A 21425-nucleotide genomic window follows, 5' to 3' on the forward strand; every position below is an offset into this window, starting at 1 on the left:
GGTATCAGTTACTGCGCTATCTCACGCAACGGCTTGCCGCGCACCGGCGCATCGCCCGCCACGTAATAGTCGGCAGTGCTGCGCGGCAACGGCTTGCGGTTGCGGATCCTGTCGGCGATTTTCTCAGCGATCATGATCGTTGGCGCGTTGAGGTTGCCGGTGGTGATGATCGGCATGATCGACGCATCCACCACCCGCAGGCCCTGCATGCCATGCACGCGGCCTTCGCCATCGACCACGGCCATCTCGTCGGTGCCCATCTTGCACGAGCAGGACGGGTGGTACGCGGTTTCGGCGTGCTCGCGGATGAACGTGTCGAGCTGTTCATCGGTTTGCACCTCGATGCCCGGGCTGATTTCGCGGCCACGGTAAGGGTCCAGCGCCGGCTGCTGCATGATTTCGCGGGTCAGGCGGATGCCGTCGCGGAATTCTTCCCAGTCCTGCTCCGAGGCCATGTAGTTGAAGAGGATGCTCGGGTAGTCCCGTGGATTCTTTGACTTCACCTGCACACGGCCACGGCTTGGCGAACGCATGGAGCCCATGTGCGCCTGGAAACCGTGCTCCTGCACACCCTTGCTGCCGTTGTAATTGATCGCCACCGGCAGGAAGTGGTACTGGATGTTCGGCCATTCGAATTCCGGACGCGAACGGATGAATCCGCCGGCTTCGAACTGGTTGCTGGCGCCGATACCGGTGCCGTTGAACAGCCATTCGGCACCGATGGCTGGCTGGTTGTACCAGAGCAGCGACGGGTACAGCGACACCGGCTGGGTGCACGCGTATTGCAGGTACAGCTCAAGGTGGTCCTGCAGGTTTTCGCCGACACCGGGCAGGTCGTGGACCACCGGGATGTCGAGGCTCTCCAGCAGTTTGGCCGGGCCGACGCCGGAGCGTTGCAGCAGTTGCGGCGAAGCGATGGCGCCGCTGCATACCAATACTTCTTTACGTGCGCGGGCTTCAACGCGTTCTTCGGCGGCGCCGATCAGGTAACGCACGCCCACTGCACGTTTGCCTTCGAACAGCACCTTGTCGGTGAGGGCGTGGGTGACGATGGTCAGGGTCGAACGCTTCTTGGCGGTGTCCAGGTAACCGCGCGCGGTGCTGGCGCGACGGCCGTTGGGCGTGACGGTGCGGTCCATCGGGCCGAAGCCTTCCTGCTGGTAGCCGTTCAGGTCTTCGGTGCGCGGGTAACCGGCCTGCACGCCGGCTTCCACCATGGCGCTGAACAGCGGGTTATTGCCGGCCTTGGGCGTGGTCACACTGACCGGGCCGTCGCCGCCGTGCCAATCGTTCGGGCCGATGTCGCGGGTTTCGGCCTTGCGGAAGTAAGGCAGGCAGTCGAGGTAAGTCCAGTCTTCCAGGCCCGGCAATTTGGCCCAGTTGTCATAGTCCATCGCGTTGCCACGGATGTAGCACATGCCGTTGATCAGCGAGGAACCGCCCAGGCCTTTGCCGCGACCGCATTCCATCCGGCGCCCGTCCATGTGTGGCTCGGGATCGGTCTCGTAGGCCCAGTTGTAGCGGCGGCCTTGCAGTGGGAACGCCAGGGCGGCGGGCATCTGGGTGCGGAAATCCAGACGATAGTCGGGGCCGCCGGCTTCCAGCAGCAGAACGGTGACGCCTTCGTCTTCGGTCAGACGGGTCGCCAGGGTGTTACCGGCGGAGCCGGCACCCACAATGATGTAGTCGTATTCTTGGGACATGAATGTACCCTCGTAAAATTTGGTCCGGCTGCTTTTGTGGCGAGGGGGCTTGCCCCCCGTTCGACTGCGCAGCAGTCGCAAAGTCAGCGCTGGAGTTCTATCTGAAAAGACTGTGCCGGGCTGGAATGGGGCTGCTTCGCAGCCCATCGCGGGGCAAGCCCGCTCGCCACCGGGGCATGGCCCCCGGTTTTAGAACACCGAGGCGTAATCGCCCAGCTCAACCTGTACCGATTTGATGCGGGTGAAGTTGTTCAGCGAGCTGATCCCGTTCTCACGGCCCACACCCGATTGCTTGTAGCCGCCCACCGGCATCTTCGCGTCGGACTCGCCCCAGGCGTTGATCCAGCAGATGCCTGCTTCGAGCTGATGAATCACGCGGTGGGCGCGGTTCAGGTCCTTGGTCACAAGGCCGGCGGCCAGGCCGAAGTCGGTGTCGTTGGCGCGGCGGATCACTTCTTCTTCAGTCTCGTAGGTGAGCAGGCTCATCACCGGGCCGAAGATTTCTTCACGCACGATCACCATGTCGTCGGTGCAATCGCTGAACACGGTCGGGGCCACGTAGGCGCCTTTGGCCAGGTCGCCTTCGGTCATGCGCTCGCCGCCGCACAGCAGGCGTGCGCCTTGCTCTTTGCCCTTGGCGATGTAGCCGAGCACGCTTTCCATGTGGGCAAAGCTGACCAGCGGGCCGAAGTTGGTGTTTTCGTCCTGCGGGTCGCCGACGCGAATGCGCGCCACGCGCTCAAGGATCTTGGCTTCGAACGCCGCTTGCAGTTGCTTGGGCACGAACACGCGAGTGCCGTTGGTGCACACCTGACCGGAGCTGTAGAAGTTGGCCATCATCGCGATGTCGGCGGCGCGGTCCAGGTCGGCGTCTTCGAACACGATCAGCGGCGACTTGCCGCCCAGTTCCATGGTCACTTCTTTGAGCGAAGAGCTGGAAGCGCTGGCCATTACCTTCTTGCCGGTGTCGGTGCCGCCGGTGAACGAGACTTTCTCGATGCGCGGGTGTTCGGTGAGCCAGGTGCCGACTTCGCGGCCGCTGCCGGTGAGCACGTTGAACACGCCTGCCGGTACGCCGGCTTCGGTGTAGATCTCGGCCAGTTTCAGGGTGGTCAGCGAAGTGACTTCGCTGGGCTTGAAGATCATCGCGTTGCCGGCGGCCAGGGCCGGTGCGGATTTCCACAGGGCGATCTGGATCGGGTAGTTCCACGCGCCGATACCGGCCACCACGCCCAGCGGTTCGCGGCGGGTGTAGACGAACGAGGTGTCGCGCAGCGGGATCTGCTCGCCTTCGATGGCGGGCACCAGGCCTGCGTAGTATTCCAGCACGTCGGCGCCGGTGACGACGTCCACGAATTGGGTTTCGGAGAAGGCTTTACCGGTGTCCAGGGTTTCCAGGGCGGCCAGTTCGTCGTTGCGCTCGCGCAGGATATCGACGGCGCGACGCAGGATGCGCGAACGCTCCATGGCGGTCATCGCGGCCCAGATTTTCTGACCTTTTTCGGCGCTGACCACGGCACGCTCGACGTCTTCTTGAGTGGCGCGTTGTACATGGGCGAGCACTTCACCGTTCGCCGGGTTGATGGCTTCAAAGGTGGCATCGCTGCCAGCGTCGCTGTAGCCGCCGTCAATGTAGAGTTTTTGCGTTTCGAAACGGGCCATAAAGTCCTCGCATGTGCATGAGTGGTTGGCGCGGTTCGGGAGTTAAGCGCGTATTCGTGCGCTAGCTCACCTGCTTGGCCAATTGGAGATCCATGTATTCGTAAGCGATCCGCTGCGCCTGCGCCGTGTCGAAAGCGTCTCCCGAGAGGGCGCCGCGCAACCACAAACCGTCGATCAGGGCCGCCAGGCCGCGGGCTGCGCTGCGTGCTTCGGGCAGCGGCAGCACCCGGCGGAATTGGCAACACAGGTTGGAATACAGGCGGTGATCGTTGATCCGCTGCAACCTGTGCAATGACGGGTGGTGCATGCTGGCGGCCCAGAAGGCCAGCCAGGTTTTCATTGCCGGGCCACTGACCTGGCTGGCGTCGAAGTTGCCGCCGATGATCACCTGCAGGTGTGCACGGGGGCTGTCGTCTTCCAACGCCTGTCGACGCTCCTGGACGCGCTCGATCAGCACATTCATCAGGTAACGCATGGTTGCCGCGATCAGGCCGTTCTTGTCCTGAAAGTAATGACTGATGATGCCGTTCGACACACCGGCCAAACGCGCGATCAGCGCAATGCTGGCGTCTGCCATGCCGACCTGGTCGATGGCCGTCAACGTGGCCTCGATCAACTGCTGGCGGCGTATGGGTTGCATACCGACCTTGGGCATGTTTCACCTCTTCCGTAGGCCGCTGATGGGCCAAATGCGTCTACCGGCTTGAGGGCCAGTCTATTTTGTTTTGATTGAACGTTCAATCAATAAAAAATGCGGGCTGGAATCGGCTTAAAAAAATGTGGGAGGGGGCTTGCTCCCGATTGCAGGCTGTCAGCCGCACCCTCTGTGGCTGATACACCGCTATCGGGAGCAAGCCCCCTCCCACAGGTTGTTGTGCAGAGTCTGTCAGCCCAGGTTCTTGCCCAGCAGGGCGTGGTACAGCTCACTGTCTCCGAGGATGCCGACCACCTTGTTGTTGTCATGCAACACCAGCTTGTTGCCGGTCTGGTAGCGAATCTGCAACGCATCGCGCATGCCGATATTGGAATCCACCAGCGTCGGCACCCGCTCCAGGCTTTCAACCGCCTGGCCCGGCGCCCAGTTCTGCAGATTCATGACCACGCCGTTCTGTCGCGCGCCCTGGATGGTATTGCCTTCGGCCAGGTCCAGCCACGAATCGCCGCCCGGGTCCAGGCATACCGAACCGTTGACGCGCGTGCAGTTGTCCAGCGTGCGCATCAGGCTGCGGCCGCACAGCACGTTCAGCGGGTTGGTGTGCGCGACGAAGGTGCGCACGTAGTCATCGGCCGGGTTCAGCACGATCTCTTCGGGCACGCTGTACTGGATGATCTTGCCGTCCTTCATGATCGCGATGCGGCTGCCCAGTTTGAGCGCCTCATCCAGGTCGTGGCTGACGAACACGATGGTCTTGTTCAGCTTGCGCTGCAGTTCCAGCAGTTCATCCTGCAGGCCCTGGCGGATCAGCGGGTCGAGGGCGGAGAAGGGTTCGTCCATCAGCAGGATGTCGGCGTCCATCGCCAGCGCACGGGCCAGGCCCACACGTTGCTGCATGCCGCCCGACAGCTCGTCCGGCTTCTTGTTGCGCCATTGCGTCAGGCCCACCAGCTCGAGTTTTTCATCCACCAGCTTGCGTCGTTCCTTCTCCGGACGACCCTGCATTTCCAGGCCGAAGCTGATGTTTTCGCGCACCGTCAGCCAGGGCATCAGGGCGAACTTCTGGAACACCATGGCAATGCGCTGGGTGCGCATCATCTTAAGCTCGGCGGGTGTGCACGAGGCGATGTCGATCTGGCGGCCTTCATGCTCGACGAACAACTGGCCACGGCTCACGGTATTGAGGCCGTTGATGCAGCGCAGCAGGCTCGACTTGCCGGAGCCTGACAGGCCCATCAGCACGCAGATTTCGCCTTTCTGGATGTCCAGGCTGGCGTTTTCCACGCCGACAATCTGCCCGGTCTTTTTCAGGATCTCGTTACGGCTCATGCCCTGGTCCAGCAGCTTGAGCGCTTCGCGTGGGTCTTTGGAGAAGATCACGTCGACCTTGTCGAATCGGATAATGCTCATGCATCACCCCCTGCTTTGGCTTCGGGTTGTTTGCAGATGCGGTCGAGCATGATGGCCAGCAACACGATCGCCAGGCCCGCTTCAAAGCCCAGGGCGATATCAGCGGTGTTCAGTGCGTTGACCACCGGTTTGCCGAGGCCGTCGGCGCCCACCAGGGCGGCGATCACCACCATCGACAACGACAGCATGATGCATTGGGTGATGCCGGCGGCAATGCTCGGCATGGCGTGGGGCAGTTCAATGCGCGAGAGCAACTGACGGCGCGAGCAGCCGAAGGCCTTGCCGGCGTCCATCAACTCTTGCGGTACGTCGCGGATACCCAGGTAGGTCAAGCGGATGGGCGCGGCAATCGCGAACACCACCGTGGAGATCAAACCAGGCACCACACCCAGCCCGAAGAGGGTCAGGGTAGGGATGAGGTAGACGAAGGTCGGTACGGTCTGCATCAGATCGAGTACCGGCCGCATCATGGTGTAGAACATCGGTTTGTGCGCGGCAACAATGCCCAGCGGCACGCCGATGACCACGCAGACCAGGGTGGCGAACAGCACCTGCGCGAGGGTTTCCATGGTTTCCTGCCAGTACCCCAGGTTGAGGATCAGCAGGAAGGAGGCGATGACAAAGACAGTCAGCCCCCATTTGCGTTGAATAAAGTGAGCCAGCAGCGCAATCAGACCGATCAATGCCAGTGGATTGAACCAGGTCAGCGCGAACGTCACGCCGTGGATCATCGTTTCCAGTGTCGATGCGATTGCGTCGAAGTAGTTGGCACCGTGTTCGGTCAACCATTCGACGAAGGCAGCGATGTACTGGCCTAGTGGGATTTTCTGTTCAGTCAGCATGGTAGTGAATGTCCACATGCGAAGGGGAAAACATCCCGGGCCAGCGCACCGGCCCGGGGTCAGCGGAGGTTACTTGGCGAGGTAAGCTTTAACGGCGTCGAGCCCGGGTTTGCCATCGACGGTGGTCACACCGGCGAGCCAGGTATCGAGGACTTGCGGGTTGGCTTTGAGCCAGGTCTTGGCAGCGGCGTCGGGCTTCTGTTTGTCGTCCAGAACCTTGCCCATCAGGGTGCTTTCCATGTCGAGGCTGAACACCAGGTTTTTCAGCAACTGGCCCACGTTGCTGCATTCCTGGGTGTAGCCCTTGCGGGTGTTGGTGTAGATGGTGGCCTGGCCGTAGTTGGGGCCGAATGAGTCATCACCCCCGGTCAGGTACTTCATCTTGAAACGGGTGTTCATCGGGTGCGGTTCCCAGCCGAGGAACACGATAGCCTTGTCGCGCCGGGCAGCGCGCTCCACCTGCGAAAGCATCCCCGCTTCGCTGGACTCGACGACTTTGAAACCGGCGGTCTTGAGGCCGAAGGCGTCTTTGTCGATCAGGGTCTGGATGGTGCGGTTGCCGTCGTTGCCAGGCTCGATGCCGTAGATCTTGCCGTCCAGCTCGTCCTTGAATTTGGCGATATCGGCGAAGTCTTTCAGGCCCTTGTTGTACAGCGCTTCCGGCACGGCCAGGGTGTATTTGGCGTTCTCCAGGTTGGCGCGTACGGTGTCCACGGTGCCGGCATCACGGTACTGCTTGATGTCGTTTTCCATGGTCGGCATCCAGTTGCCGAGGAAGATGTCCATGTTCTTGCCGTCGGCCAGCGACTTGTAGGTCACAGGTACCGAAATCATCGTGGTGCGCGGCTTGTAGCCCAGGCCCTTGAGAATTTCGCTGGTGGTCGCGGTGGTGACGGTAATGTCGGTCCAGCCGACATCGGAGAAGTTGACGGTCTTGCACTGTTCCGGTTCTGCAGCGTGAGTCATGACGGGCAGACTCAGCATGGCGGCCAACAACAACGAGGGTGAAGCTTTCATAGGGCTAGACTCCTGTTTTTTCTGGCGGCAATCGCCGCGCTTTATAAGTGTTGCGGTTGGAGCGTGCGATGCAGCTTTGGCACGGTGCCTTGCAAACGAGTCGGGACTGATCATGTACCAGTGAAAATCTGACGCCTACAGGGGGCGTCGTATCCAGTACAGGGAGGGTCGTATCCAGTATTGGTGACGTCGCTTACAGATTTTTCTCAAGGCGAAACCGCAGTTTTCAGCCTTGCGCACCGCAAAAAACGGCCAAAACAGGCGATTGCACGCAGGCGACGCTAGTGAGCATGGTTGCGTCGGTGTGAGACGCCGTGACGGCCGACAAAAGCCTGATGATGCCGCCATCTGGGCGATCTGAGCGTAGCAGCTCCCGGGTGTCCGATTTGTGTCCACCGAGGAGTTTCACGTTAATGGCTATCAGTGTTTTCGACCTGTTCAAGATCGGCATCGGGCCTTCGAGTTCTCACACCGTCGGTCCCATGCGCGCCGCGGCGTTGTTCGTTCAGACACTGCGTGAACGTGACCTGTTGGAACAGGTTTGCCGCGTTGAAGTTCAGCTGTACGGGTCATTGTCGGCCACCGGCATCGGTCACGGCAGCGACACCGCCACCGTCATGGGCCTGATGGGCGAGTGGCCGGACGCCATTGATCCGTCGCAGATCGGCATCCGCATCAGCACCCTGCGCGAAACCGACACGCTGCTGCTCGACGGGCGTTTACCGGTGCCCTTTGTGTGGGCGCGGGACATGCGCCTGCTCGACGAGAACCTGCCGTTTCACCCCAATGCCATGACCCTGGTGGTGTTTGACCAGCACGGCGAATTGCACCGCGACACCTACTACTCGGTGGGTGGCGGATTTGTGGTGGACGAGGCTCAGGCGCAAAGCGGCGTGGCTGATATGGACCGCACCGAGCTGCCCTATGATTTTTCCAGCGCGGCGCAGTTGTTGCAGTTGTGCAAGACCCACAACCTGCGCGTCGCCGAACTGATGCTGGCCAACGAAAAAGTGTGGCGCTCGGAAGAGGAAATCCGCAGCGGCCTGATGAAGCTCTGGCGCGCCATGCAGGATTGCGTGGAGCAGGGTCTCAAGCATGAAGGCATCCTCCCCGGCGGGCTGAATGTGCGGCGCCGTGCGGCCAAGTTGCACCGCAGCCTGCAAGAGCTGGGCAAACCGAATGTAATCGGCTCCACCCTGAGCGCCATGGAGTGGGTCAACCTGTTCGCCCTGGCGGTCAACGAAGAGAACGCCGCCGGCGGGCGCATGGTCACCGCCCCCACCAACGGCGCGGCAGGGATCATTCCGGCAGTGCTGCACTACTTCATGAAATTCAGCGAAGACGTCACCGAAGCCAACGTGGTCGACTACATGCTCGGCGCTGCGGCGGTGGGGATTCTGTGCAAGAAGAACGCGTCGATCTCCGGCGCCGAAGTCGGCTGCCAGGGCGAGGTGGGTTCTGCGTGCGCCATGGCCGCCGCCGGGCTGGCGGAGATTCTTGGCGCGACCCCGGAGCAACTGTGCAACGCCGCCGAAATCGGCCTGGAGCACAACCTCGGTCTGACTTGCGATCCGGTGGGTGGCCTGGTGCAAGTACCGTGCATCGAGCGCAATGCGATTGCCGCGGTGAAAGCGATCAACGCCGCGCAAATGGCCCTGCGTGGCGATGGTCAGCACTTTATCTCCCTGGACCGGGTGATCCGTACCATGCGCGATACCGGCGCGGACATGCATGACAAGTACAAGGAAACGTCGCGCGGTGGCCTGGCGGTCAGCGCGGTTGAGTGCTGAGACCGAGTTGCCCGCATCGGGAGCAAGCCCCCCTCCCACATTTTGAATTGTGAATACCTCCAAATGTGGGAGGGGGCTTGCTCCCCGATAGCGGTTGCTTACTCCGACACTGCTCATAAAGTGAACACCCGAACCCGGAAGCGCCACCTTTTAGCGCGTCGCAAACAGATAAGTAGCCAGCGAACGACTTCCCCCGCCACTACCCCTCACCTGTGCATCGGGTGACAGACTTCTCCTGCGCCCGCAAAGCGCCTTCCCACAAGTGCTACCGATCTGCTCACCCCTTTTGAACGGACGCCTTTTTCGGCCCTATCCCGTACTCCCTGCGTGGGCTTATATAGACGCGTCAACAGGTCGTTTTCAGGATTTATTGAATAGGCATTCAAATTCAGGCACGGCATTTGCTCTATCAATTCAAAGCCTCTCTTCTTTATGGATAAAGAGCGCAATAACAAGAGCCTCGCCTGAGGCCATCAACTGCTTTGTGTGAGGAGATACCGCGATGACGTCGTTCAACTCAGGGGCCCAACCCCAGAACCGTGCGCCTCAATCCATCGGCTTTTTGCTGCTGGACAATTTCACGCTGATTTCCCTGGCGTCGGCGGTGGAACCGCTGCGCATGGCCAATCAGCTGTCCGGTCGCGAACTGTATCGCTGGACCACCCTGAGTGCCGACGGCAGCCAGGTGTGGGCCAGCGACGGCCTGCAAATCACCCCCGATGCCTCCATGCACAAAGCTCCGGCCCTGGACATCGTCATTGTGTGCGGCGGCGTGGGCATCCAGCGCACCGTGACCCGTGAGCACGTGTCATGGCTACAGAGCCAGGCGCGCCAGTCACGCCGCCTGGGTGCGGTGTGCACCGGCAGTTGGGCACTGGCCTGTGCCGGCCTGCTCGACGGGTTCGATTGCAGCGTGCACTGGGAATGCCTGGCGTCGATGCAGGAAGCCTTCCCGCGCGTGGCCATGAGCACGCGCTTGTTCACCCTCGACCGCAACCGCTTCACCAGCTCCGGCGGCACCGCGCCGTTGGACATGATGCTGCACCTGATCAGCCGCGACCACGGCCGTGAATTGTCGGCAGCCATCTCCGAAATGTTCGTCTACGAACGCATCCGCAACGAACAGGATCACCAGCGCGTGCCGCTCAAGCACATGCTCGGCACCAACCAGCCGAAGCTGCAGGAAATCGTCGCGCTGATGGAGGCCAACCTCGAAGAGCCCATCGACCTGGATGAACTGGCGGTGTACGTCGCCGTGTCGCGGCGCCAGCTGGAGCGGCTGTTCCAGAAATACCTGCACTGCTCGCCGTCGCGCTATTACCTCAAGCTGCGCCTGATCCGTGCGCGCCAGTTGCTCAAGCAAACGCCGATGTCGATCATCGAAGTGGCCTCGGTGTGCGGGTTCGTGTCCACGCCGCACTTCTCCAAGTGCTACCGCGAATACTTCGGCATTCCGCCACGGGATGAACGCGTCGGCTCCAACACCACCCAGCAGGTGGCGATGTTGCCGATTCCGCAGGCGCTGTTGTCGCCGCTGTCGGGACCGATGTCGGCGTTGAGCCAGGCGCGCAATGAGTCGACGTTTGCCAGTGTAAGGCTGTAGACCGCGTTGCCTGTATCGGGAGCAAGCCCCCTCCCACATTTTGAATTGTGAATACCTTCAAATGTGGGAGGGGGCTTGCTCCCGATAGCGCTCTCTCAGGCGCCGGCGTTCTGTCTGAACTGCATCAAGGCCGGCAGCAGCTGCTTGTCAATCGCCTGCCTCACCGCTGGCAGGATCGTCGCACTGCCGCCATACATCTGCTCAACCATCCCCTTGAGCGCCTTCGCCCGCGCTTCACTCAAACCGCGCACCGCACACTCGCAGGCCTGTTCGGCGCTGGCGCCGCTGGACACCTCGAAACCCAGCGAGCGCAGCTGGCTCAGCAGGTCATCCTGATCAATCAAATCCGCGTGCATCATGACGTTTACCCTGGTTAACGGAGCTGGATTGACTCGGATTCTGGTAGGCCCCCGACCGGTCGGCAAGGGCAGAATGCGCGAATGCCTCGAATGACTATGAGCGTGTCGTTTTGGGGGCAGGTGCCGAGCGCATGAACCGGCACACTGCACCCAGGCAAGCAGCTTGACGGTTTGGTCACCCTCGGGATGCATGGCTCACACAAGGCACCTCTGCCCCGATCCCGTCACGGCTGGATCGGGGCTTTTTTTGTCGGCAAACCGATCACCCGGCCCAGCAGGGCAGGCCGGGAGAGGTCATTCTGCGCGGCGCTGAGGGCCATGAGTCTTGCCAGTGTGGCCTCGCTGAACGGCGTCGCGTGCGGGCCGGCCAGGTCGACGTGCAGCAACATCTGTTCGTTGCCGGCCAGGGCCTTTTCCTCTCCAGCCAGGTGCAGGCTGTGATAAAGGTGCAGGCGCTTGGCATCAAAGGCGATCAGTTGGGTGCGCACCTGCACCTCGGCGCCGAGTTTGACTTCGTGCAGGTAGTTCAGGTGCAGCTCCAGGGTGAACAACGAGTGGCCGCTGGCTTCGCGGTTGTCGCTGTCCAGGCCCAGAGTGTCCATCAGCGCGTCGGTGGCGTGGCTGAAAATCAGCAAGTAGTACGCATCGCGCAGATGACCGTTGTAGTCCACCCAGGCGGGCTGGATGTTGGTGGTGCAGGTGATCAATGCGGGCATGGAAAGTGGTCCTTTATTCGGCGAAGGTCATGCCGTGTTTTGCCTTGGTGCTCTTCACCGCTTCAAGCACTGCCAGCAGGCAATCATCACGATAGCGCTCCAGCGCCGAAATGCTGTGTTTGCCCAACTGATCGCGGGTGCCATCGACCACATCGTCGATCAGCTTGTCGGTCAATTCCGGTGCGGGCAGGTAAGTCCACGGCAACTGCAACGCCGGACCGAACTGCGCCATGAAGTGCCGCATGCCGGCATCGCCGCCCGCCAGGGTATAGGTGAGAAACGTGCCCATGAACGACCAGCGCAGCCCCGCGCCAAAGCGAATCGCATCGTCGATCTCACCGGTGGTGGCCACGCCGTCATTGACCAGGTGAAGCGCCTCGCGCCACAGCGCTTCGAGCAGGCGGTCGGCGATAAACCCGGGGACTTCCTTGCGCACATGCAGCGGGCGCATGCCGAGGGATTCGTACACCCTGATCGCCGCCTGGATGGCCTCGGGCGCGGTGTGCCGGCCGCCTACCACTTCCACCAGCGGCAGCAGATACACCGGGTTGAACGGGTGCCCCACCACGCAACGTTCCGGGTGGGTCGAGCCCTCGTAGAACTCACTCGGCAACAGGCCGGAGGTGCTGGAGCCGATCAAGGCATCGGGCCTGGCGGCTGCGCTGATCTTGCCGTGCAGTTCCAGTTTCAGTTCCAGGCGTTCTGGGGCGCTTTCCTGGATGAAGTCGGCGTCTTTTACGCACGCCTCGATGGTGGCGACAAAGCGCAGGCGATCCTGTGATGCGCCCGGTGCCAGGCCCTGTTTCTCCAGGGCTCCCCAAGCATTGGCGACGCGTTTGCGCAGGGCGGCTTCCGCACCGGGCGCCGGGTCCCAGGCCACCACATCGAGCCCATGGGCCAGGGCACGGCACACCCAGCCGCTGCCGATAACACCGCTGCCGAGGGCGGCGAAGGTTTTGATTTCAGTGATAAAGCTCATGGCGACATTCCTGAAGCGTTCGGTGATCCCTTGTGGGAGGGGGCTTGCTCCCGATGGCGATGTGTCAGTTGATGGATTTACTGGCTGACACACTGCTATCGGGAGCAAGCCCCCTCCCACCTTCTTTAACCGCGTTTGGTCAGACCCATCTTGATTCGGCCTTCGGCGGGGGTCATGACCCGCGCACCCAACCGGCTGAGGATCTCCCCGGCGCGTTCCACCAGTTGGCCGTTGGTGGCCAGCACACCCTTGTCCAGCCACAGGTTGTCTTCCAGGCCAACCCGCACGTTGCCGCCCAGCAGCACCGCCTGCGCCGCCATGGGCATCTGCATGCGGCCGATGCCGAAGCCGGCCCACACCGCGCCGGTCGGCAGGTTGTCGACCATGGCTTTCATCGTGGTGGTGTCGGCCGGCGCGCCCCAGGGGATGCCCAGGCACAGCTGAAACAGCGGGTTATCCAGCAGGCCTTCCTTGATCATCTGCTTGGCGAACCAGAGATGGCCGGTGTCGAAAATTTCCAGCTCGGCTTTTACGCCCAGTTCCTGGATGCGTTTGGCGCCAGCCCGCAATTGCGCCGGGGTGGACACGTAAATGGTGTCGCCATCGCCGAAATTGAGGGTGCCGCAGTCCAGCGTGCAGATTTCCGGCAACAGTTCTTCGACGTGGGCCAGGCGGGTCAGCGGGCCGACCAGGTCGGTGTTGGGGCCGAACTCCATGGGGTGTTCGCCGCCGCCAATCTCCAGGTCGCCGCCCATGCCGGCGGTGAGGTTGACGATAATGTCGATGTCGGCGTCGCGAATGCGCGCCATCACTTCGCGGTACAGCGCCACGTCGCGGCTGAACTTGCCGGTGTCTGGATCGCGTACGTGGCAGTGCACCACCGTGGCGCCGGCCTTGGCGGCCTCCACGGCAGCGGCGGCGATCTGTTTGGGGGTGACCGGCACGTGGGGGCTTCGGGCGCTCGTGTCGCCAGCACCGGTGAGTGCGCAGGTGATGATGACGTCGTGGTTCATGGGGCGGTTCCTTACAGGCGTGGTGATGCCGTTCGCGGTCGAAAGCGACCGCGAAACGGTGATTGAGAACGGGTTATTTACCGGTCAGTTGCAGGTTGGCCGCAGCCGGCTTGCCGTCGAAGGTGGTCACGCCTTCCAGCCAGCGCGCCTGGTCCTGCGGGTGGTCCTTGAGCCACTGCCGGGCGGATTCCAGGGCGTCCTTGTGATCCAGCAGCGGCTGCATCATCCGGCTCTCGTCGGCGGCGGTGAAGGTCAGGTTGGTCAGCAGCTTGTGCACGTTGGGGCACTGTTGGGCGTAGGTGGGCGAGGTGACGGTCCACACGCTTGCCATGCCCTCGTTCGGCCCCAGGGCGTCTTCGCTGCCGCTGAGGTAGGTCATGGCAATGTTGACGTTCATCGGGTGCGGCGCCCAGCCGAAGAACACCACGGCTTCCTTGCGGCGCACGGCGCGGTCGACGGCGGCGAGCATGCCGGCTTCACTGGATTCCACCAGCTGGAATTTGCCCAGGCCGAACTGGTTCTTGGCGATCATCGCCTTGATCTGCGTGTTGGCGCCTGAACCCGGCTCGATGCCGTAGAGCTTGCCGCCCAGCTCCTTGTCGAACCTGGCGATGTCGGCGAAGGTTTTCAGGCCCTTGTCGGCCAGGTAAGTCGGCACGGCGAGGGTGGCGCGGGCGTCTTCCAGGCTCGGCTTGTCGAGAACGTTGACTTGCCTGGCGTTGACGAACGGCGTGATGGTCTGGGTCATCAGCGGGTTCCAGTAGCCGAGGAACAGGTCCAGGCGCTGGTCGCGGATGCCGGCGAAGATGATTTGCTGCGAGGCGCTGGTCTGTTTGGTGGTGTAGCCGAGGCCGTCGAGCAACACTTGGGTCATGGCGCTGGTGGCGATGACGTCGGTCCAGTTCACCACGCCCATGCGCACGTTCTGGCAGGATGCCGCGTCGGCGGCCAGAGCGTTGGTGCTCAAAATGGCGCTGGCGCCGAGTGCAAGCACGCAGCGGCTGATCAGTCGGTTCATGGTGGATCCCTCGGCAGGTCGTTATTGTGGGGGCCGGCGTCTTTGTGCACCGTGACGCCACGTTACGGATCTTCGTCGAGCACAAAACGCACAGCGGCGACCGGCGCTTGCACTGCAGCGACCTGCCCCCTTGAATCCGCCCGGCAACGGGAGTATCACAGTGCCACTTAGCCTGCCGACGAGAGCCCCACCATGTCTCAGGATTTCTACTTCTTGCTGATGCCGGGCTTCTCTGCCATCGGTTTCATCTCTGCGCTGGAGCCGCTGCGGGTGGCCAACCGCTTTCGCGGCGAGCTGTACCGCTGGCACATACTGAGCGCCGACGGCGGTGCGGTGCTGGCGAGCAACGGCATGTCGGTCAACGCCGATGCGGCGCTTGAGCCGCTGAACAAAGGCGCGACGCTGTTGGTGGTGGCCGGCTTCGAGCCGCTGCAGTTCGCCACGCCCGCTCTGGAACATTGGCTGCGCCGCCTTGACCATGACGGCGTGACCCTGGGCGCCATCGACACCGGCGCCTGCGTGCTGGCCGAAGCCGGCCTGCTCGACGGCCACCGCGTGACCCTGCACTGGGAAGCCATCGATGCCTTCAAGGAGTCGTATCCGCACCTGAGCGTGACTCAGGAACTGTTCGAAATCGACCGTCGCCGCATCACCTGCGCCGGCGGCACCGCCTCCATCGACCTGATGCTCGACCTGATCGCCCAGGCCCACGGTCCCGACCTGGCGATCCAGGTTTCCGAACAGTTCGTGCTCGGCCGCATCCGCCCGCGCAAAGACCACCAGCGCATGCAGATCGCCACGCGCTACGGCATCAACAACAAGAAACTGGTGCAGGTCATCGGCGAGATGGAGCAACACACCGAACCGCCGCTGAGCACACTGGCCCTGGCCGAAGCGATCAAAGTGACGCGGCGCCAGCTGGAACGGCTGTTTCGCCTGCATTTGAACGACACGCCAAGCAACTTCTACCTTGGCCTGCGTCTGGAAAAAGCCCGGCAGCTGCTGCGCCAAAGCGGCATGAGCGTGCTGGAGGTGAGCATTGCGTGCGGGTTTGAGTCGCCGTCGTATTTCACCCGCAGCTATAGAGCGCGGTTTGCCAAGTGCCCGAGGGAGGATCGGCGACGGGAGGTGGTTTGATCGTTTTTTAGTCAATTATAGTCGCGAGTATAATTTATAGTCGTTTCGATAATTAGGTATAGAAAGCGGCCAAATGTGGGAGGGGGCTTGCCCCCGATAGCGGTGGGTCAGCAGCACATAAGTGACTGACACACCGCCATCGGGAGCAAGCCCCCTCCCACAGTAGAGTGTCGGTGTGGCTTATTTTTTCAGCAATGCCGAACACGCCGCCTTGTACGCCTCATGCTGATACTTGTTCAGCGAAGCCGGCAGGTCAAAGGTGTGCTTCTTGTTCTGCGCATTGATGGTCTGGGGCGACAGCAGCGTCACCTCAACCCCGTCCAGCAACTGAAATATCCCTTCAATCTTGAATGTGGTCGGGCCACCGGCAAACTCGCCTTTTTTACTGCGCTTTTTGATCGCGATGCGGGTGACGGCGTTGGCCTGCACAAAGGCTTTCACCTGCGCGGCGAAGGCTTTGACGTTGGCGGCCTCATCGTCGTCTTCCAGGGCGATTTTCTTGGTGGACAGGGCGACGTGGGTCAGCGCCTGGTTATCCAGTGAGGCCACCGCGATGATTGCTTCACTGCCTTTGATTTCGATGCCGCAGACTGTCATGCATTAAGCCTATAGAGAGAGGAGTTGGCAGAGCGAAGGTATCAGTAAGAGCGGTCTTCTTCTTTATGCCGATAGATCTGGCGCAGTGTCCAGAACATCCAGGCCTGGCACAGGACTATCAAGGCGGCACTGAAACTCATAATGTAGAAGTTCCACGAACCTTTACTGAGGTTCTCCTTTATGTTGTGAACTTCAGGAAACCACTTTGAATACACCACTTGCACCGGGCTGCCTACTTCGTAAACAGGGCTGTCGGCGTAGTTGCTGGTGCTCACCATGCCTTCCTCGTTTTGATCATCATGTTTGAAACGGTAATAAACATTGGTAATGGCGCCCCAATTGCCAATGTCTTCCACTTGAGTGACCTGTCCGGTCGTCTCCATTGGAGCTGCCTTGATCAACGCATAAGGCGCGCCCCGGCCTTTGGAGAGAAACAGCATCAGCGCCAGTACCAGAGTGGCGAAAAACAGCATGGCAGCGCGCGTAAACAGGAAGTCTCGTTGTGCCTCGCGAGGGTAATACATTTGAGGTCCTTTTCAATGGTTGGTAAGTTTTGAAGCCTGATTATTCCTGCCCAATCGACTCCAAAAACTCCGACCGTTCATCACTCATCCGCGCCAGGCAATCATTCTGCGCAATTGCATACGCCTTGCTGCCATTCACCGCCGGGAAGGTGTCCACGGCGCAGTCGGCGTCGCGCAGTTTTTCCCATTTTTGCTGGGCGTCCTTCAGACGGGCGGTAATGTCGGCCAGTTTGGTCTTGTCGCTGCCATAGGTCGAACCCATGCGTTCCAGCAAACCCTGATAGTTGTCCTTGAGCAATTGCTCGGCGGTGGTCTTGTTGTAGGTGGCGCAGGCCAGGGTCTGCTGGTCGTTTTCGATGCCGTCGCACGGCGTGCTGTCGGTGTCTTCGGCGGCGTGGACGCCGGTTGCGATGAGTGCCAAAGCCAGGAAAATCGATTTCATTGCGCCGTCTCATATCAGGTGATGGCCGAATTCTGGCTTAAGCGTAAGACAAAGAACAGCCGCCAGTCAGGCATGTCTGTGCAGCCTTTGTCGCGGATTGACGCTTTCGGCAATTCCCCTGTCGTTTTTGCACCCGGTCCGTTCAGCCCCGGGGCATATGCTGGCCCCAAAGCGCCGGCAGACGATTCGGCGCATGAATCGCCAATAAGGGGACGCCTGATGAGCCCAGCCGAGTTGCACGCCGACAGCATCGTTATCGACGGTCTGATTATTGCCAAGTGGAACCGCGACCTGTTCGAAGACATGCGCAAGGGTGGCCTCACCGCCGCCAACTGCACGGTATCGGTGTGGGAAGGTTTCCAGGCCACAATCAATAACATCGTGGCCAGCCAGACCCTGATCCGCGAGAACAGCGACCTGGTGATCCCGGTAAAAACCACCGCCGACATTCGCCGCGCGAAAGAGCAGGGCAAGACCGGCATCATCTTCGGCTTCCAGAATGCCCATGCCTTTGAAGACCAACTGGGCTACGTCGAGATCTTCAAGCAGCTCGGCGTGGGTGTGGTGCAGATGTGCTACAACACCCAGAACCTGGTCGGCACCGGCTGCTACGAGCGTGACGGCGGCCTGTCGGGCTTTGGCCGTGAGATCGTCGGCGAGATGAACCGCGTCGGCATCATGTGCGACCTGTCCCACGTTGGCTCCAAGACCAGCGAAGAAGTCATCCTCGAATCGAAAAAACCGGTGTGCTACTCCCACTGCCTGCCGTCCGGCCTTAAAGAGCACCCGCGCAACAAGTCCGATGAAGAACTCAAGTTCATTGCCGACCATGGCGGTTTTGTCGGCGTGACCATGTTCGCGCCGTTCCTGGCCAAGGGCATCGATTCGACCATCGACGACTACGCCGAAGCCATCGAATACACCATGAACATCGTCGGCGAAGACGCCATCGGCATCGGCACCGACTTCACCCAGGGCCATGGCCAGGATTTCTTCGAAATGCTGACCCATGACAAGGGCTACGCCCGCCGCCTGACCAGCTTCGGCAAGATCATCAACCCGCTGGGCATCCGCACCGTGGGCGAATTCCCCAACCTCACCGAGACCCTGCTCAAGCGCGGCCACAGCGAACGCGTGGTGCGCAAGATCATGGGCGAGAACTGGGTCAACGTCTTGAAGGACGTCTGGGGCGAATAAGCCAGACACCCACCGGCTACACCACTACGAATTTTTCTGGAGTTAAGTTTCCATGGCCAAGATCGCCCCGCAATTGCCTATCGAAGTCGACAGCGAAACCGGTGTCTGGACCTCCGACGCCCTGCCAATGCTGTACGTGCCGCGCCATTTCTTCGTCAACAACCACATGGGTATTGAAGAAGTGCTGGGCGCCGATGCCTATGCCGACATCCTCTACAAGGCCGGCTACAAGTCCGCCTGGCACTGGTGTGAAAAGGAAGCCGAATGCCACGGCCTGGAAGGCGTCGCCGTGTTCGAGCACTACATGAAGCGCCTGTCGCAACGCGGCTGGGGCCTGTTCAAGATCCAGGACATCGATCTGGACAAAGGCACCGCCAGCGTCAAGCTTGAGCATTCGGCGTTTGTCTATGTGTACGGCAAGGTCGGGCGCAAGGTCGACTATATGTTCACCGGCTGGTTTGCCGGCGCCATGGACCAGATCCTTCAAGCCCGTGGCAGCTCCATCCGCACTGTGGCCGAACAAGTCTACGGAGGCTCCGAAGAGGGTCACGAAGATGGCTTGTTCACCGTCAAGCCGTTGTAAGCCGAGGACCGTGCCATGGCTTTCGAAGCAATGTTTGCGCCGATTCAGATCGGCAAACTGACCATCCGCAACCGCGTGCTCAGTACCGCCCACGCCGAGGTGTATGCCACCGACGGTGGCATGACCACCGACCGCTATGTGAAGTATTACGAAGAGAAAGCCAAGGGCGGTATCGGCCTGGCAATCTGCGGCGGCTCGTCGGTAGTGGCCATCGACAGCCCGCAGGAATGGTGGAGTTCGGTGAACCTGTCCACCGACCGCATCATCCCGCACTTTCAGAACCTGGCCGACGCCATGCACAAGCATGGCGCCAAGATCATGATCCAGATTACCCACATGGGCCGTCGCTCGCGCTGGGACGGCTTTAACTGGCCGACCCTGATGTCGCCGTCCGGCGTGCGTGAGCCGGTGCACCGCGCCACCTGCAAGACCATCGAGCCCGAAGAGATCTGGCGCGTGATCGGCAACTACGCCAGCGCCGCCAAACGCGCCAAGGCCGGTGGCCTGGACGGCGTGGAACTGTCCGCCGTGCACCAGCACATGATCGATCAGTTCTGGAGCCCGCGCGTCAACAAGCGCACCGATGAATGGGGCGGCACCTTCGAAGGCCGCATGAAGTTCGGCCTCGAAGTGCTCAAGGCTGTACGCGCCGAAGTGGGCGACGACTTCTGCGTGGGCATGCGCCTGTGCGGTGACGAGTTCCACCCGGACGGCCTGTCCCACGAGGACATGAAGCAGATCGCCAAGTATTACGACGACACCGGCATGCTCGATTTCATCGGCGTGGTGGGCTCGGGGTGCGACACCCACAACACCCTGGCCAACGTGATCCCCAACATGAGCTACCCGCCGGAGCCGTTCCTGCACCTGGCCGCCGGTATCAAGGAAGTGGTCAAGGTGCCGGTGCTGCACGCGCAGAACATCAAGGACCCGAACCAGGCCACGCGCATCCTCGAAGGCGGCTACGTGGACATGGTCGGCATGACCCGTGCGCACATCGCCGACCCGCACCTGATCGCCAAGATCAAGATGGGCCAGATCGACCAGATCAAGCAGTGCGTCGGCGCCAACTACTGCATCGACCGCCAGTACCAGGGCCTGGATGTGTTGTGCATCCAGAACGCCGCGACCTCCCGTGAATACATGGGCGTGCCGCACATCATCGAGAAATCCGCCGGACCGAAACGCAAGGTCGTCGTGGTCGGCGCCGGCCCGGCCGGGATGGAAGCTGCGCGCGTGGCGGCCGAACGTGGCCACGACGTAACGCTGTTCGAGAAGAAAGACTTTATCGGCGGGCAGATCACCACGGCGTCCAAAGCGCCGCAGCGTGACCAGATTGCCGGTATCACCCGCTGGTTCCAACTGGAGCTGGCGCGCTTGAAAGTCGACCTGCGCCTGGGCGTGGCCGCCGACGCCGACACCATTCTGGACCTGCGTCCCGACGTGGTGGTGCTGGCGGTGGGCGGGCATCCGTTCATCGAGCAGAACGAACACTGGGGCGCCGCCGAAGGCCTGGTGGTGAGCAGCTGGGACGTGCTCGACGGCAAGGTTGCACCGGGCAAGAACGTGCTGGTGTACGACACCATCTGCGAATTCACCGGCATGTCGGTGGCAGACTTTCTGGCCGACAAGGGCTGCCAGGTGGAGATCGTCACCGACGACATCAAGCCGGGCGTGGCGATTGGCGGCACGTCGTTCCCCACCTACTACCGCAGCATGTACCCGAAAGAAGTGATCATGACCGGCGACATGATGCTGGAAAAGGTCTACCGCGAGGGCGACAAACTGGTGGCGGTGCTGGAGAACGAATACACCGGCGCCAAAGAGGAGCGGGTGGTGGACCAGGTGGTGGTCGAGAACGGCGTGCGTCCGGACGAGGCCATCTACTACGCCCTCAAGGAAGCCTCGCGCAACAAGGGCCAGATCGACGTCGAAGCCTTGTTTGCGATCAAGCCGCAGCCATGTCTGAGCGAAGCGGGCGAGGGGTACTTGCTGTTCCGCATCGGTGACTGTGTGGCGCAGCGCAATACCCACGCCGCCATCTATGACGCCCTGCGTCTTTGCAAAGACTTTTGATGAGGTGAACTCGGTCAAATGTGGGAGGGGGCTTGCCCCCGATAGCGGTGGTTCAGCGACAGCTGTATCAACGGACACTCCGCCATCGGGAGCCAGCCCCCT

General features: G+C 61.5%; 20 protein-coding genes. 6 read left to right on the forward strand and 14 right to left on the reverse strand.

The genetic code is table 11. From position 1 onward, the window contains the following. Positions 1 to 8: 8 nt before the first annotated feature. From betA to TU79_RS02745, 6 genes are all read right to left on the reverse strand, one after another. Entirely contained in the window at positions 9 to 1703 is a 1695-nt protein-coding gene (gene betA, locus TU79_RS02720; protein WP_057006588.1) for a choline dehydrogenase, read from the reverse strand. A 189-nt stretch (positions 1704 to 1892) separates the two neighbouring features. Then, on the reverse strand, positions 1893 to 3365 hold the full coding sequence (gene betB, locus TU79_RS02725; protein ID WP_057006589.1) for a betaine-aldehyde dehydrogenase: 1473 nt from the start codon (positions 3363 to 3365) through the stop codon (positions 1893 to 1895). Positions 3366 to 3426: 61 nt separating this feature from the next. Further along, positions 3427 to 4020, reverse strand: a complete 594-nt coding sequence (betI, locus tag TU79_RS02730) for a transcriptional regulator BetI (protein ID WP_057006590.1) — start codon at positions 4018 to 4020, stop codon at positions 3427 to 3429. Between the two features lie 231 nt (positions 4021 to 4251). Further along, positions 4252 to 5430: a choline ABC transporter ATP-binding protein gene (gene choV, locus TU79_RS02735; protein WP_003234473.1), complete on the reverse strand. Its 1179-nt coding sequence runs from the start codon at positions 5428 to 5430 to the stop codon at positions 4252 to 4254. Then, positions 5427 to 6272 carry a choline ABC transporter permease subunit gene (gene choW / locus TU79_RS02740; RefSeq protein ID WP_057006591.1) on the reverse strand — a complete coding sequence of 282 codons (846 nt, stop codon included), beginning with the start codon at positions 6270 to 6272 and terminating at the stop codon, positions 5427 to 5429. The genes choV and choW overlap by 4 nt, the downstream gene beginning before the upstream one ends. Before the next feature lie 69 nt (positions 6273 to 6341). Then, positions 6342 to 7289 (reverse strand): choline ABC transporter substrate-binding protein, encoded by a 948-nt coding sequence (locus tag TU79_RS02745; protein ID WP_057006592.1) that lies wholly within the window; start codon positions 7287 to 7289, stop codon positions 6342 to 6344. A gap of 413 nt (positions 7290 to 7702) precedes the next feature. Here TU79_RS02745 and TU79_RS02750 point away from each other — a divergent pair, with 413 nt between their 5' ends. Both TU79_RS02750 and gbdR read left to right on the forward strand, forming a co-directional pair. Then, the gene (locus TU79_RS02750; RefSeq protein WP_057006593.1) at positions 7703 to 9079 is read left to right on the forward strand and encodes an L-serine ammonia-lyase; all 1377 of its coding nucleotides are present in this window, start codon (positions 7703 to 7705) and stop codon (positions 9077 to 9079) included. Between the two features lie 502 nt (positions 9080 to 9581). Beyond that, the gene (gene gbdR, locus TU79_RS02755; RefSeq protein ID WP_057006594.1) at positions 9582 to 10682 is read left to right on the forward strand and encodes a choline metabolism transcriptional regulator GbdR; all 1101 of its coding nucleotides are present in this window, start codon (positions 9582 to 9584) and stop codon (positions 10680 to 10682) included. A 95-nt stretch (positions 10683 to 10777) separates the two neighbouring features. On the opposite strand, the gene TU79_RS02760 is transcribed toward gbdR, so the two are convergent. The 5 genes from TU79_RS02760 to TU79_RS02780 form a co-directional block, all read right to left on the reverse strand. Continuing rightward, on the reverse strand, positions 10778 to 11041 hold the full coding sequence (locus tag TU79_RS02760; RefSeq protein WP_057006595.1) for a hypothetical protein: 264 nt from the start codon (positions 11039 to 11041) through the stop codon (positions 10778 to 10780). A gap of 224 nt (positions 11042 to 11265) precedes the next feature. After that, the gene (locus TU79_RS02765; RefSeq protein WP_057006596.1) at positions 11266 to 11757 is read right to left on the reverse strand and encodes a thioesterase family protein; all 492 of its coding nucleotides are present in this window, start codon (positions 11755 to 11757) and stop codon (positions 11266 to 11268) included. A 13-nt stretch (positions 11758 to 11770) separates the two neighbouring features. Next, positions 11771 to 12736: an L-carnitine dehydrogenase gene (locus tag TU79_RS02770; protein ID WP_057006597.1), complete on the reverse strand. Its 966-nt coding sequence runs from the start codon at positions 12734 to 12736 to the stop codon at positions 11771 to 11773. A gap of 125 nt (positions 12737 to 12861) precedes the next feature. Next, positions 12862 to 13749: a 3-dehydrocarnitine:acetyl-CoA trimethylamine transferase CdhC gene (gene cdhC, locus TU79_RS02775; protein WP_057006598.1), complete on the reverse strand. Its 888-nt coding sequence runs from the start codon at positions 13747 to 13749 to the stop codon at positions 12862 to 12864. A gap of 73 nt (positions 13750 to 13822) precedes the next feature. Beyond that, positions 13823 to 14767, reverse strand: a complete 945-nt coding sequence (locus TU79_RS02780; RefSeq protein ID WP_057006599.1) for a choline ABC transporter substrate-binding protein — start codon at positions 14765 to 14767, stop codon at positions 13823 to 13825. 192 nt (positions 14768 to 14959) lie between these two features. Here TU79_RS02780 and TU79_RS02785 point away from each other — a divergent pair, with 192 nt between their 5' ends. Beyond that, positions 14960 to 15904: a GlxA family transcriptional regulator gene (locus TU79_RS02785; RefSeq protein ID WP_015373139.1), complete on the forward strand. Its 945-nt coding sequence runs from the start codon at positions 14960 to 14962 to the stop codon at positions 15902 to 15904. 180 nt (positions 15905 to 16084) lie between these two features. Here TU79_RS02785 and TU79_RS02790 read toward each other — a convergent pair whose 3' ends face one another. From TU79_RS02790 to TU79_RS02800, 3 genes are read right to left on the reverse strand one after another with little or no spacing between them, the layout of a single operon-like run. Then, positions 16085 to 16501 (reverse strand): DUF3010 family protein, encoded by a 417-nt coding sequence (locus TU79_RS02790; protein WP_057006600.1) that lies wholly within the window; start codon positions 16499 to 16501, stop codon positions 16085 to 16087. 41 nt (positions 16502 to 16542) lie between these two features. Then, positions 16543 to 17025 carry a hypothetical protein gene (locus tag TU79_RS02795; RefSeq protein ID WP_057006601.1) on the reverse strand — a complete coding sequence of 161 codons (483 nt, stop codon included), beginning with the start codon at positions 17023 to 17025 and terminating at the stop codon, positions 16543 to 16545. Positions 17026 to 17065: 40 nt separating this feature from the next. Then, on the reverse strand, positions 17066 to 17467 hold the full coding sequence (locus TU79_RS02800; RefSeq protein WP_057006602.1) for a lysozyme inhibitor LprI family protein: 402 nt from the start codon (positions 17465 to 17467) through the stop codon (positions 17066 to 17068). 219 nt (positions 17468 to 17686) lie between these two features. On the opposite strand from TU79_RS02800, the gene TU79_RS02805 reads away from it, so the two are divergent. The 3 genes from TU79_RS02805 to dgcA are packed head-to-tail and all read left to right on the forward strand — an operon-like array spanning position 17687 to position 21323. Further along, on the forward strand, positions 17687 to 18664 hold the full coding sequence (locus tag TU79_RS02805) for a dipeptidase (RefSeq protein WP_014720245.1): 978 nt from the start codon (positions 17687 to 17689) through the stop codon (positions 18662 to 18664). A gap of 52 nt (positions 18665 to 18716) precedes the next feature. Continuing rightward, positions 18717 to 19247 carry a DUF5943 domain-containing protein gene (locus tag TU79_RS02810; RefSeq protein ID WP_057006603.1) on the forward strand — a complete coding sequence of 177 codons (531 nt, stop codon included), beginning with the start codon at positions 18717 to 18719 and terminating at the stop codon, positions 19245 to 19247. A 15-nt stretch (positions 19248 to 19262) separates the two neighbouring features. Next, on the forward strand, positions 19263 to 21323 hold the full coding sequence (gene dgcA, locus TU79_RS02815) for a dimethylglycine demethylation protein DgcA (RefSeq protein WP_057006604.1): 2061 nt from the start codon (positions 19263 to 19265) through the stop codon (positions 21321 to 21323). Positions 21324 to 21425 lie beyond the last annotated feature (102 nt).

The sequence above is a fragment of the Pseudomonas trivialis genome (genome assembly GCF_001439805.1).
Classification (GTDB): Bacteria; Pseudomonadota; Gammaproteobacteria; order Pseudomonadales; family Pseudomonadaceae; genus Aquipseudomonas; species Aquipseudomonas trivialis.